Annotated in this window: 10 protein-coding genes; 5 read left to right on the top strand and 5 right to left on the bottom strand. The window is 41.1% G+C overall.

Translation table 11 applies throughout. The annotated features are described in order from the left end of the window. Position 1: 1 nt before the first annotated feature. The 4 genes from FRX45_RS15565 (at position 2) to FRX45_RS15550 (ending at position 7,553) form a co-directional block, all read left to right on the top strand. Positions 2–1,459: a SusD/RagB family nutrient-binding outer membrane lipoprotein gene (locus tag FRX45_RS15565; RefSeq protein ID WP_152269367.1), complete on the top strand. Its 1,458-nt coding sequence runs from the start codon at positions 2–4 to the stop codon at positions 1,457–1,459. A 308-nt stretch (positions 1,460–1,767) separates the two neighbouring features. After that, positions 1,768–4,932 carry a SusC/RagA family TonB-linked outer membrane protein gene (locus FRX45_RS15560; RefSeq protein WP_152269366.1) on the top strand — a complete coding sequence of 1,055 codons (3,165 nt, stop codon included), beginning with the start codon at positions 1,768–1,770 and terminating at the stop codon, positions 4,930–4,932. Positions 4,933–4,964: 32 nt separating this feature from the next. Then, positions 4,965–6,656: a SusD/RagB family nutrient-binding outer membrane lipoprotein gene (locus FRX45_RS15555; protein WP_152269365.1), complete on the top strand. Its 1,692-nt coding sequence runs from the start codon at positions 4,965–4,967 to the stop codon at positions 6,654–6,656. Positions 6,657–6,686: 30 nt separating this feature from the next. Continuing rightward, complete coding sequence (locus FRX45_RS15550) at positions 6,687–7,553, top strand: hypothetical protein (RefSeq protein ID WP_152269364.1); 867 nt, start codon at positions 6,687–6,689, stop codon at positions 7,551–7,553. 79 nt (positions 7,554–7,632) lie between these two features. On the opposite strand, the gene FRX45_RS15545 is transcribed toward FRX45_RS15550, so the two are convergent. The 3 genes from FRX45_RS15545 to FRX45_RS15535 form a co-directional block, all read right to left on the bottom strand. Continuing rightward, positions 7,633–8,913, bottom strand: coding sequence for a M16 family metallopeptidase (locus FRX45_RS15545; protein WP_152269363.1), 1,281 nt, complete (start codon positions 8,911–8,913; stop codon positions 7,633–7,635). 18 nt (positions 8,914–8,931) lie between these two features. After that, the gene (locus FRX45_RS15540; RefSeq protein ID WP_152269362.1) at positions 8,932–10,170 is read right to left on the bottom strand and encodes a M16 family metallopeptidase; all 1,239 of its coding nucleotides are present in this window, start codon (positions 10,168–10,170) and stop codon (positions 8,932–8,934) included. A 67-nt stretch (positions 10,171–10,237) separates the two neighbouring features. Next, a complete protein-coding gene (locus FRX45_RS15535) occupies positions 10,238–11,437 on the bottom strand; it encodes an aspartyl protease family protein (RefSeq protein WP_152269361.1) in 1,200 nt (399 codons plus the stop codon). A 157-nt stretch (positions 11,438–11,594) separates the two neighbouring features. Between FRX45_RS15535 and mqnC the strand changes: the two genes are divergently transcribed. After that, positions 11,595–12,722 carry a cyclic dehypoxanthinyl futalosine synthase gene (gene mqnC, locus FRX45_RS15530; protein WP_226805409.1) on the top strand — a complete coding sequence of 376 codons (1,128 nt, stop codon included), beginning with the start codon at positions 11,595–11,597 and terminating at the stop codon, positions 12,720–12,722. Between the two features lie 204 nt (positions 12,723–12,926). Here the strand turns inward: mqnC and FRX45_RS15525 are convergent, their stop codons facing one another. Next, positions 12,927–13,163, bottom strand: coding sequence for a PIN domain-containing protein (locus tag FRX45_RS15525; protein WP_152269360.1), 237 nt, complete (start codon positions 13,161–13,163; stop codon positions 12,927–12,929). Between the two features lie 68 nt (positions 13,164–13,231). Next, a complete protein-coding gene (locus FRX45_RS15520) occupies positions 13,232–13,930 on the bottom strand; it encodes a response regulator transcription factor (protein WP_152269359.1) in 699 nt (232 codons plus the stop codon). Positions 13,931–13,972: the final 42 nt, after the last annotated feature.

Below are 13,972 nucleotides of genomic sequence, written 5' to 3'. Positions count from 1 at the left end.
TATGAAAAAGATATTTTTTAGTTGTGTCGCAATGACAATTCTTCTTCTGACATCTTGCAAGAAAAACATTACCGATTTAAATCAGAATCCAAAACGGCCGTCAGAGGTTCCCTCTGCAACGCTGTTTTCGAACGCAGCAATTAACCTGGCAGATGTTATGGCCAGCACCAATGTTAATACCAATAATTTCAGGCTCTTTGTTCAATATTGGACGGAAACCATTTACCGTGATGAAACAAGATACAATCTTAATCAGCGGAGTATTTCCGACAGGTGGTGGGCGGAATTTTACAGGGACATAATAAAGGATCTTACAGAATCATCGAAGTTGGCCGAAACGGAAACCTTAACGCTTAAAGATGGAGAAATTAAAAACAGGAAAGCTATTAATGATATTTTGATGGTATATGCCTATTATCATTTAGTCTCCAGTTTTGGCGATATACCTTATTCTGAAGCGCTGGGTATCGAAAATCTGCAACCTGTTTATGATAAAGCGCCCGAAATATATAAAGCGATTACTGAAAAGTTGAACGCTGCATTAGGAAATCTGGATGAAAACTATGCCGCTTATGGCAACGCTGATATTATATTGAATGATGATATAGCTCAGTGGAAGAAATTCGGCAATTCATTGAAAATGCGAATGGGTATGTTGATTGCTGATGTTGACGCTGCCACTGCCGGGACAATGATTTTAGAAGCTGCTCCAAATGTAATTAATGATAACAGCGAAAATATCATGATACATTTTTTAGCCTCGCCCCCAAATACCAACCCTGTTTGGGAAGATATTATACAAAGTGGGCGTCATGATTTTGTTGCGGCAAAAACTTTGATGGATACTTTAAAAAAGTACAATGATCCCAGAGTTCCCTTGTTTTTTAATGAAGCCATTACGGAAGGAAAAGGATATGCAGGTCAGGTTCCCGGCGATCGCGCCACTTACAATGATTTTTCCGCACCGGCTTCCTCACTTTCAGCGCCTGAATTTCCACATACTTTTTTTAGTTATTCGGAAATGGAATTTCTAAAGGCAGAGGCTATTGAAAGAGGCATAGATGTAGGAGGTACCGCTGAAGAACATTATAACAATGCAATTGACGCTTCTATTGAAGAATGGGGAGGCACATCTGAAGATGCACTGGTATACCGCAGCCAGCCCTCCGTAAAATACAGCGCCGCTCCAGGAACATATAAAGAGAAAATTGGATTGCAGTCGTGGCTTGCCTTATATAACAGGGGGTATGATGCATGGACCCAATGGAGACGTCTGGATTATCCTGTATTGCCCATACCTTCAGGCGCCTTATTTGCCAGCGGAGAAACTCCGGCGGTTATTGTGAGACTTACTTACCCGGTTGTTGAGCAAAACTTGAATAAAGGAAATTATGAAGCCGCTTCTGCCGCAGTAGGAAAGGATCAGATAACACAGAAGCTTTGGTTTGACAAATATTAATAAAATAAAGCTACACAAAAAGGCTGCCGGTTAAGGCAGCCTTTTTAAGCATTACAGGTTATTCTTTGGTAAAAAATATGAACATTTCGTATATACGTTTAATGTGTTGTAGATTTGTAACACAAATAGAAGTGTAACCGGCCGGTTTGGGCATTCGATACTAGAAACTTTACGTCTTCTGCATATATCATATTATCTGTATTCTCTGGATGCGTAGTGTCAAAAATTTAAAAAGCAGCAAAATTTTAAGATCAATTGTCCTTTGTTAATTAAGTCGGAGCACCGCCTCTTCATTTAAAATAAAAAATATGAGAAAAACCTTATCACTATTAACAATGCTTATATTATCCTCAGCATTCGCATGGTCTCAAACAAAAATAGTAACCGGCCGGGTTACCGATGAAAAAGATGATCCCATTCCTTTTGCATCTATTAGAGAAAAAAGTACCACAACCGGGGTAGCCGCTGACCAGGACGGCAATTTTTCCATTTCTGTTGGAGCACAGTCAACGCTTATTGTGAGTGCCGCCGGTTTCGAAGAACAGGAAATTTCCGTTGGAGACAGGTCTGTTTTGGCAGTAACCTTAAAATCTGCTACAAATTTGCAGGAGGTGGTGGTTACCGCTTTAGGGATCAAAAGAACCGAAAAGGCTCTGGGTTATGCTGTAAGTAAGGTTGACCCGGGCACATTGGTTCAAAAATCTGAACCCGATATATTAAAAAGTATGCAGGGCAAGGTAGCCGGTGTAGACATTCGTTCTTCCCAGGGTACACCCGGTGCAGCTACCCGTATTCAAATCAGGGGTAATACATCATTCTTTGGCAATAATGAGCCCCTCATAGTAGTAGACGGTATTCCTTTCAGCAATGACCAGGTGGCTACAAGCGACCAGGCCCTTGGCGGTACGGCTTATTCAACAGGGCTTTCAAGTCTTGATCCCAATGATATTGCCAGCATGAACGTGTTAAAGGGGTCTGCTGCTGCAGCCCTATACGGCTCCAGGGCGTCTAATGGTGTAATTATTATTACTACCAAATCCGGAAGTGCAGGCAGAAGTAAAAAAGGAATGGAAGTGACATTCAAAAGTTCGGTAGCGTTTGAACAAATTGCTAATCTTCCGGAATATCAGAACACCTATGGGGTTGGGTCGTATGGCAATTGGTCTAATTCAAATGGTTCCTGGGGTGCTAAATTTGGCACAAGAGATTCCATTCCGCTTTATGACGGATACCGGGAGGCGTATCCGGATATGTTCCCGTCGGATAATATTGTATATAAAGCTTATCCGAACAATACAAAAAGTTTGTTCAGAATGGGCACCGTGTATGAAAATTCCATTGGGTTTAGTGGCGGAGACGAAAAGAATTCTGTTGCACTTACAGCCTCAAATTTGTCGCATAAAGGGTATGTGCAAAATTCATCCTATAAAAGGAACAACATTGGTTTGGGGGGATCAACCCGGCTCAATATGGGAATCAATCTCAGGGGTAATTTCAGCTATTCCCGCTCCACTCAAAAAGGTGGTTATTTTGGGGAAAACCAGTTTGAAGGTTCTGCCTCAATGTTTGCCAGGTCTTTATTTCTTGGAAGAAACTGGGATTATGAATTACCCTTTGAAGATGAGAATGGCAATATGCTGGTTCCTGGTCCGGCAGGCCAATTTGATAATCCTTTATGGTCGGCCAAATACAATGTAGCTACTACCAATGAAGATCGTTTTATAGCGAATGCTCATGCCGATTATAATATTACTAAATGGATAAAAGTAGATTATTCAATTGGTACGAATATTACTACACTAAACAGGAATGAAGTAACCGAAATTGGGTCCAGGGCTGCGGAGCAGAAAGGAAGATTGATTGTTGAAAATTATCGTAAGCAGGAAATTGAATCCAATCTGATGCTTACTTTAACGCCGGATATTGGTGAAGATTTTAGTTTGCGCGGCATAGTGGGAACCAATTACAACCAGCGTATGGTAGATGATGAGCAAAACACCGGCAACGAATTCATTACAAAAGGTATTCACAATTTGCTCAATACGGTTCAGCAAAAGTTTGATCTTGACTATTATTCAAAGAGGAGTATTATAGGTGTTTATGGCGACTTTACGCTGGGGTACAGAAATTATTTGTTTTTGAATCTTACCGGGCGCAATGACTGGTCTTCTACGCTACCTGTCGAAAGCAGAAGTTATTTTTATCCTGCCACATCCCTTTCATTTGTATTCAGCGATGCGCTTGGGATTAACAATAATGTAATGGACTACGGCAAAATAAGAGCCGGCTGGTCAAAAGTGGGACGGGATGCCGATCCCTATTCTTTGCAGAATGTTTACTCCTTTAATACAAATTTCCTCGGACAACCCCGCGCTTCACTGGGAACAACCTATTATGATCTTAATCTAAAACCTGAATTTACCCAGGAAATTGAAGTGGGAACTGATTTAAGTTTTTTAAAGAGGAGAATTTCTTTAAATGTTACCCTATACAAAAGAACATCCACCAGCTTACTTGCGCCTATTTCACTTCCTGCCAGTTCGGGATATAAGGAATTGTATACTAATTTTGGGAAGATCAGCAACAAAGGCATAGAAGTGTCATTAAATCTCAGGCCTGTACAAACCCGCAATTTTGGCTGGGAGATAAGAGGAGTGTTTACTAAAAACAAAAATATAGTTGAAGAATTAACCGAAGGGGTTACACGAATGATCCTCAATCCGAATAACCCGCTTGGGGATTTAAATACCTACCTGGAGGCAGGAATGCCTTATGGTTATTTCAGGGGAACAGTAGCGGTTCGGGATGACCAGGGTAATTTGTTGATCAATCCTCAAACCGGAACACTCATACAGTCAACTGAACTGGCATATGTTGGAAATCCCAATCCCGATTATAAGATGGGTATTACCAATATACTTAGCTATAAAGGGCTTATGCTTAATGTGCTGTTTGATATGACGAAAGGCGGCGACCTGTATTCTGTTACAGTAAATTCTTTAATGGGTCGCGGCGTTACCAAGGATACAGAAGACAGGGAAACCTCGGTTGTAATCCCGGGTGTATACGGTGATCCGTTAACAGAGAAACCCATTATGGACGGTGGCAAAACCATCCCCAATCAAACCCGTATTCCGGTAAATGATTTATATTTTGCTTCGAGCAGTGTGAATGCCAGCTTTGGTATTAACGGACCCATTGAATTCAGCATATATGATGCTACGGTTTACCGCCTGAGGGAAATTGCTCTTGGATATGAGTTTCCCAAATCCATATTCAACAAAACGCCTATCGGATCAATGTCCCTCACTTTTACCGGCAGAAACCTGTGGTACCTGGCGCCTAATTTTCCAAAATATACCAATTTCGATCCGGAAGTAGGTTCTTTTGGAACCGACAACAGCCAGGGATTTGAATTGTCTGCTGCGCCAACTACCAAAAGATATGGTATTAACCTGTTGGTTACTTTTTAATAAAATAATATGGATAACCAAAATTCTTAATTATGATACCTGACACGATAAAGCGCTTATTGTTCATTTTATCAGGGCTGTTAATTTTTGTTTCATGTAAAAAGCAGTTAGATATAAATGATAACCCCAACAACCCCGTAAAAGTACCCTTAACAACTTTGCTCACGAATGCAGAGGTTGCATTGGGTAATTCCCTCGCAATTGGTACCGGGCTTTCGCAGGATTTGGCCGTATACACGCACCAGATGAGCACCCGCGAGGAAGCAAACGATTATGCCGTTACAGGAGTTGAGTTTTTCCTTACCCAATCATGGCCGACATTATACCGCACCACCATTGCAAACCTCGATCAGATTACTAAAGATGCAACAGCAAATAATGATATGATTTATGCAGGCATTTCAAAAGTGTTGAAAGCATATGCGTATAGTCAGTTGGTAGATGTATTCGGGGATGTTCCTTTTTCTGAAGTGGGTAAATTGGAGGAAGGGATCCGGTATCCCAAATTCGATGGGGGAGCCGATATTTATCCTCAGTTGTTTGCTATGCTTGATGAAGCTATTGCTGATCTAAGCAACGCAGGTGCGGCTAACGAAAATACACCTGAAGATGATGATGTGATTTACAAAGGCTCAACGCAAAAGTGGATAAAGGCTGCCAATACCATAAAACTAAAATTATATACGCAGGTAAGGAAAGTGCAGGATGTTTCCGGCCCTGTAAATGCTTTAATCAGCGGCGGAGATTTAATCAGCAGTACAGAAGAATCATTTATGCTTCCTTACGGTCCTAATGGAGCTACCGATGACAGGAATCCGGGATTCGGTGATTACTTTGCTACACAAAGATCCAATCATGTGAGCCCATGGTTGTACGAGATTATGAAAGGGTACAATCCAAAAATGAATGCAGGGATAGAAGATCCCCGCATACCGTATTATATTTATAACCAGGAAACCGCAACAAGTGAGGCGGATAACAATACAGAGTACAGGGATGGTGCATTTGTTACCATAATTTTTGGATCAAAAGGCGAAAACGCGGCCAAGTCACAACAAAATTCCGTTAGCTTGTTTGGTATTTACCCGGTGGGAGGAAGATATGATGAAGGCACAGGTGGTGTTGCATCTGCCAACAGTGGTACGGGCGCCGCACCCTACAGATTTATTACTTACGCTGACAGGCTATACCTGGAAGCTGAATTAATTCATGAAGGCATTATACCCGGCGATGACAGGGCAACATTACAAGCAGCTATATTGGAATCCTTTAACCAGATAGATTATACTATTGCCAACTATGTAAAGCCATCGCAAACTGTTCCTGCTGTATTTGATGAAGATCCTGCTTCTCCTATGATGAAGTATATAGATGAAATACTGCTCAATTTCGATGCGGCTTCTGCTGACCGGAAACTGGAAATTATTATGACCCAGAAATGGCTATCCAGCATGGGCAGCTCAATAGATCAATATACGGATTATCGGAGAACCGGTTACCCCGTAATGTTCGATCCTAATGATCCTGAACAGGCGCCAGGCGGCTTTGTACAGCCACCTATTGATGGCGATCCGATTAATCCAGGCGCACAGGCTAAAGTGCCGGTACTTCGCACTTTGCCTTATCCGCTTTCGTTACCATGGGCCCAGGACGAACTGGAAACGAACCCTAATGCCCCCGCGCAAAAAACACCTTCTGAATTTAAAGTATTCTGGATGCCTTAATAATAAAAGACAATCATCTAAAATAATAGTATGAAAACATTATCAATAATATATAGTGCGATTTTGGCAATGTTCCTTTTTGCAGGGTGCAGAAAGGATGATAACGCCAAGGTTCCCGATCTTGAGCGTGTACCGTTGCCACTGATTACCAAAGATGCCTCAACCGACGTAACCATTTCATCGCAGGAGCCGGAGACGTTTGCCGCAACGTTTAATGTAGATCTTTATTATAAAGATGATATTAAACCGCAAAAATTTGACGTGGTTATTATCAAAAATGGAGATAAATCCAATGTTAAATCCTTACAGGATGGAGTTACTACATTTCCTGTATCGTTGCAAATTACCGGACCTCAGTTGGCTACACTGTTTGGGTCTCCTATAGTTTTGGGCGATAAATTTGATATAGGCGTAAATATCACAACACAAGAAGGAAAGGTATTTCAGGCCTTTCCTTTAACAGGGGTTGCATACAACGCAAATATTGCTGCTTTAGCCAACTCCAGCACAAGCGTTCGGTATGAAGCGATATGTAAGTTTAACCCGGAAGACTATGCGGGCGATTTTAAAGTTGTCACAGATGATTGGGCAGATTATGCGCCCGGTGATATTGTTGCTGTAACGGTGATTGATGATACACATTTATCTTTCAAATATTTGGATGATAATGCCCGTCCGATTATTGTAGAAGTTAAACCCGATAACACCACTTTTGTTGCGAAGCAGGTATATGGAGACGGGTATGGTTTGGGTTATGGAGAAATCTCCTGCGAAACCGTTCCCAGTGCAGATAACTATGTCGGGCCGTGTGAGGGTATTTTAAGCGTAAGATTAAAACATACTGTTGCAGCAGGAAGCTTTGGAGATGCTACCATTACGCTTCAAAAAATTCAATAAGATTAAATGTTTGTAATATAAAGGCTGCCTTTTAAGGGGTAGCCTTTTTGCTTTTGAACAATAATTTATTGTTATAGTATTACACCACCACCAGCTCATAAAACTTTTCGGGATGCAGGTATTTGTTCGCCAGTTCCTGTATTTCTGCAGCGGTAACACTTTTAATATCGTTTACAGATTTATAAAAATAATCTTCGCCTAATGCATTTAAAATAATGTTTTTCCACCTGCCTATAATATGAAAAGGACCATCAAGGTCACCCAGTATGGTTCCGATAAGGTAATTTTTTACCAGCAGCAATTCTTCTGCTGTTACGGTTTCTTCACGCAATACCTGCATTTCTTTATACACTTCGGCAATAGTGGCTTCACAAACTTCACTGCCGGCTTCTGTACTGATCATCCAGGCAGTTTCATGCATATGGTTTTGCATATAGCTGTGTATGCCATAAGTATACCCTTTATCTTCCCTTATATTGCTCATGAGTCGTGAGCCGAAATAACCGCCAAACAGTGTATTCAGCACCTGTGCTTTGATAAAGTCGGGGTGGTGATTGCCGGGGAAATGACTTGCTATACGAATAGCGCCCTGTATTCCTTCTTTATCATTGATGATGCGGTATTTCTTTTCCGCTGCGGCTTCTATAGTATGTGTTATTTGCGGAGGCTGTGTTTTATTTAAAGGAAGCTTTCCAAAGTTTTCATTTAACAGTTGCTCAATATTAGCCGGCAGTTTACCTGCAACAAATATGCTGCATTGCCCGTTTGCATAATACTGGTCAAAAAACCGGCGGAGCTGTTCAGGTTGCAATGCATCGTAAGCTATGGTAGAACTGTATTTCCCATACGGATGATGAATACCGAATAAGTATTCATCAATTAAGCGGTTAGATACAAAGTCGCATTTCTTAAGGTTAACCTCAAGCTTTTGCTTCATGTTTTGTTTGTAAATATCCAGCTCAGTTTCAGGCATAGTGGAACTGGTGATCAGCTCCTCTATAACAGGTAACAATTCATGAAGATGTTTGGTTAAACTATGCAGGCTAATAGTGGCGGTTTCGTTATAACAGTTACGGTTAAGGTAAGAACCATAGTACTCAAAATGTTCATTAATATCAAATGCATTTTTTTTTGAAGTCCCATTTTTTAGCATGTAATTGGTGGCGGTGGCAACCAGGTTTTCACGCTCATACCAGTTACCGGCGTTGAAAACCAGTTCTAATTGTACTACTTCTTCTGCACCCGCATCAATGGTATATACAGCTATCCCATTATCTAAAGTAAACTTCAGGAAAGGTTTTAATTCAAGCGCATATTCTATCGCATCTTTAATTCCGGGAGCAAATTGTCTGTTCACCATGCTTTATACTTTCTGTTTTTAATGATTACCAAAGTAATACATGGTATTACTGTTAGCGGGATCAAAAATAATGTTGGCTTCCTGCTGTAATTCGGTGGCTGTAACCAACTGGTACCTGTCCAATTCTTCGTTGATCATATTGGTATTACCCAGTAGGGTATAAAAAGAAAGACTGCTTGCCCTGTTCATCAGGCTCATGTCTTCAAAAGCAATCAGGCTTTCCGTTTTGTTCTTTACTTTTCGCAATTCCTTTTCTTCAACAGGTGCATCTTTTATTTTTTGGAGCTCAGCTTCTACAGCTGATTCTGCATCTTCCATTTTAACGCCTCTCACCAGTTTGCCCTCAATGGTTACCAGTCCCGCATCTATGCTTCCAAAATGATAGCATCCAATATTACTGAAGATTTGTTTTTCTTTTACCAGCGCTTGAAATAACCGGGAGGAACCGCCGCCGCTCAATATTTCAGTAAGCAGGTCTGTTGTGTAGTACCTGCGGTCCATACGCGGGTAAATATGCCAGCATTTATAAAATGCATCTACAGGTACATTGGCGCGAACTTCGAGTTTGCGTGGAGCTGTTTGTACAGGTTCCTGCGGAAGATGACGCATATATTTTTCTCCTGCCGGGATATCGCCAAACCATTTTTCTGCAAGCTGTTGTACCTGGGCGGAAGTAACATGACCGGCTACCGTAAGTATGGCATTTACAGGACGATAGTGTTTAAAGAAAAATTGCTTTACATCTTCGAGTGAAGCGTTTTCTATATGGCTTAACTCCGCCCCTATAGTCATCCAGCGGTAAGGGTGTTTTTTATATGCCAGCGTACGCATTTTATGCCAAACATCGCCATAAGGCTTATTCAGGTAGTGCTCTTTAAATTCCTCACTTACTACTTTACGTTGTACTTCCAGGCTTTTTTCACCAAAGGCCAGGCTCAGCATCCTGTCGCTTTCTAACCAAAAGGCGGTTTCAATATTTTCGGCGGGTAACTGGCAATAGTAATTGGTAAGGTCGTTGGTGGTATACGCATTATTTTCTCCTCCCGCACGTTGTAACGGCTCATCGTATGATGGTATGTTAATGGAACCTCCAAACATCAGGTGTTCAAATAAATGAGCAAATCCTGTTTGTGTGGGATCCTCATCTCTTGCCCCAACATCATACATTACGTTCACAACTGCCATAGGTGTGGAATGATCTTCATGCACAACTACCTTTAATCCATTTTGCAGCACAAATTGTTCAAACTGTATCATACTTATAAATTCCTGTAACTTAGAAAGGATGCAAAATTAGGAGGAATATATGGAAAACGGTTTTAAATCAGAGAATGCTGCCTGGCCGGAGCGTAAGAATAATAAGACTGTCGTTGCGGTTTACAATAACTTTTATTCTTTGGCCCGGCGCCTGCAAAATATTTTTATACGTTTGAATATTATTGGAAAGGTTATTCCCTACGCTTACTAAAACATCACCAACTTTAAAGCCGGCTTCTTCACCCGGTGAGCCCGGTATTACATCTTCCACCTGTATTCTGCCTTCAACAATATAAATGCCAAGGCCCGTGTACGCATAGTCGAAAGGGCTGCGGTAATGCGAGTTGGGAATGAGATGTATTTCGCGTTTGGCATAATTAAGGGTTACATTAAAACGCCGCAACAGGTCATTGCCTATTAAACCGGCGAGGTAAGGATACGCTGTAATATTATAGATATCTTCAAAGATATATGTAGGCACGTTGCGAAAACGATAAGGACCAATTCTCACTTCCTTTACCGTGGTTAAGCGCATCTCCATTTTGCCTCCCAGGCCCTCTGCCTGTGTAAGCAGCGGTTTTTTCTTTGGATTAAGCACTACGCTGTCCCTGTTAAAATCATCCGAAAGTAAAAAACACAAGCCTGCGCCGGAATCAAAATAAAATCTTGAATTAAATCTCCTGGCATCCCTGAAATCTGCCTGCATAATAGGGATGGAAGTAAGCAGCGGTTTTAAAATATAACCTCCGCGCTTGTATTTGAAATCTCCCTGTGAATACACCGACAGGAGCAGGTTATCATAATCAAAATGAACAATATACCGGCTAAAAAAACTATATCCTATTATCCCGTCTATTTTTACCCCGTATACACTCGACAGGATTTCATAATCATTTACGTGAAAATTAAGACTGTCTAATGACAGTCCCGGTAAATGAAGCGTAGCGTTGTACAGAAAATTAACTTTCCGGATGCCCGCAATACCACGGATGGTTCGCTCTGAAGGTAATGTGGGAATGGATAAGGCTACCACAGTAGAAGAATCCAGGGAAATGCCGCCACTGCCTGTATCTAAAATGAAATTCAAAGTATCCGGATAGTGATTTACACGGGCCTGAATAATCACTACGCCACCGCTGAATTGCTGAAATTTGAATTGGGTGATCAGCTTTGCAGGCTCGCCGGAAAATATCTTCTGGCCGGCAATGGTTAAGCCCGGAGACATTAGTATAGCTACAAATACAAAACAGGCAAATGTTATTTTCATATGTAGCTCATAAATTTAATTCTTTTTGTATAGAAAATCCACCCGTTCATCATTCATAAACTTAGTAATTTTGCAAATACTGGTTTATGTATCCTTGCAAAGCAAATGTATACCAGCGATCCGCCAGTTTTACAGTTGAAGCAAAATATGTATTGTAATGATGAATGCCGGAGATATTTTACAAAAGGCGCTGAGCTTTGAATTTCTTAGCGTAGAAGAAGGAATGTTTTTATACCACAATGCTGCACTTGCAGAGCTCATGTATGTGGCAGATGAAATGCGTAAACGGCATGTTCCCCATGGAAAAGTTACCTGGCAAATAGACCGGAATGTAAATACCACTAATGTGTGTATTGCAAATTGTAAATTTTGTAATTTTTACCGCATTCCGGGACATACAGACGCATATATAACGGATATGCCTGCCTACCGCAGAAAAATAAAGGAAACGATAAAATACGGGGGCGATCAACTGCTGTTACAGGGAGGACATCACCCGCAATTAGGTCTTGATTTTTATACCGGCACATTTCGTGCAATTAAGCAGGAATTCCCCGATATAAAACTGCATGCCCTTGGCCCTCCCGAAGTGGCTCATATTTGTAAGCTGGAGAAAATGAGCCACCATGATGTGTTGAAGGCTTTAAAGTCCGCCGGGCTGGATTCTTTACCCGGTGCGGGCGCAGAAATATTGACGGACAGGGTAAGAAGGCTGATCAGTAAAGGAAAATGTGGCGCACAGGAATGGCTTGATATTATGCATGAAGCGCACAAATTGCATATTACTACCAGTGCCACTATGATGTTCGGGCATGTAGAAACCATTCAGGAAAGATTTGAGCATTTAGCAAAGATCCGCGAAGTGCAAAGCCGCAAGCCAGCAGATGCAAAAGGCTTTTTAGCATTCATTCCATGGACTTTCCAGGATGTGGATACACTGCTTGCCCGCATAAGGGGTGTGCACAATCTTACTACTGCCGAAGAATATATACGTATGATTGCCCTTTCCCGCATTATGCTGCCCAATGTTAAGAACATACAGGCCTCATGGCTTACCGTTGGCAAAAAAACGGCACAAATTTGTTTGCATGCCGGCGCCAACGACTTTGGCAGTATTATGATAGAAGAAAATGTTGTGAGCGCCGCGGGTGCGCCTCACCGGTTTACTTACAGGTCTGTCCAGGATGCCATACGTGAAGCAGGCTTTGAGCCACAATTGCGGAACCAGCAATATGAATGGCGTGAGATACCTGAATTAATTGAGGAGCAATTGATTGATTACTAGTGCTGTGTCAAACGTGAAACGTGAAAAAAACCTTGTATATTCAGCGTTTTTACAGATCCCACGGATTAATAATCTTCAGTCCGGCAATATTTTTGAAGTCATTCATATTACGGCTAAGCAAGGTTAAATCATAAACAAGAGCTGTTCCCGCAATGATTGCGTCTGGCAATTTAAATTTATATGCTTTGCGTATATCCGCCGTTTTTAGTTTGATCGTTGTCCCAGTTCTATCACCAAAGAATCGCTGATGAAATTGCTCAGGACTTGTAAATCTTTTTCGATAACTGTTTTCCAGCATAGGAGTTCAATCTCTGTACTGGCAGAGATGACGGGGCGTTCATCTTTCAATAAATCATCTGTAAATTTTTCTGCGTTCGGCGGAAACTGTTGTTGCAGGAAATAGATAGCCGTATTGGTATCCCACAAATATTTTATTCCCATGCGTTACGCAGTTCATAATTATTCGGGTAGTGAAAAAAACTATTGATAATTCAAAAGTATACTAATTTTTATTCACTTACTACCAGCCGGAAACCATTGCCATGTATATTCACTATTTCAATATTGGGATCTTCTCTAAGATATTTTCTGAGCTTGGCAATATACACATCCATGCTTCTTCCGTTGAAATAGGTATCGCTGCCCCATATGCGCTTTAACGCAATTTCCCTGGGCAGCAAATCATTTTTATATTCAGCCAGCATTTTCAGCAATTCATTTTCTTTGGGTGATAAGGTTTGTGTCTTTCCGGCAATAATAAGTTCCCTCAGTTTGGGATTAAAATGATAATTACCAAGATCAAATTCTATATTGGCGGCATCCTTGTTCAGGTCGTCATTCCGCTTAAGTATGGCTTTAATTTTCAGCAGCAATACTTCACTGTCAAACGGTTTGGTTATATAATCATCAGCGCCTAATTTATAGCCTTGTATAATATCTTCTTTCATCGTTTTCGCGGAAAGAAAAAACAAAGGAATATCCGGATTAATATCCCTGATCTCTTCTGCCAGCTTAAAGCCGTCCATATTGGGCATCATAACATCCAGCAGGCAAAGCTCGAACTTTTCGCGCTGAAAAGCAGCTAAACCAAGGCGGCCATCTCTTTCTAATGTTACATCATAATCATTGAGCTCAAGATAATTCTTTAATACCAGCCCCAGGTTCTGATCATCTTCGCATAACAATATTTTGTGCTTTTGTGCTTCCATAATTCAAACATTTAGTGGCAAATAAATATAATTAGTTTCCGC

Source organism: Agriterribacter humi (assembly GCF_009192765.1).
Classification (GTDB): domain Bacteria; phylum Bacteroidota; class Bacteroidia; order Chitinophagales; family Chitinophagaceae; genus Agriterribacter; species Agriterribacter humi.
The sequence above is the reverse complement of the archived record's forward strand: the minus strand, read 5'-3'. Positions and strand labels throughout refer to the sequence as shown.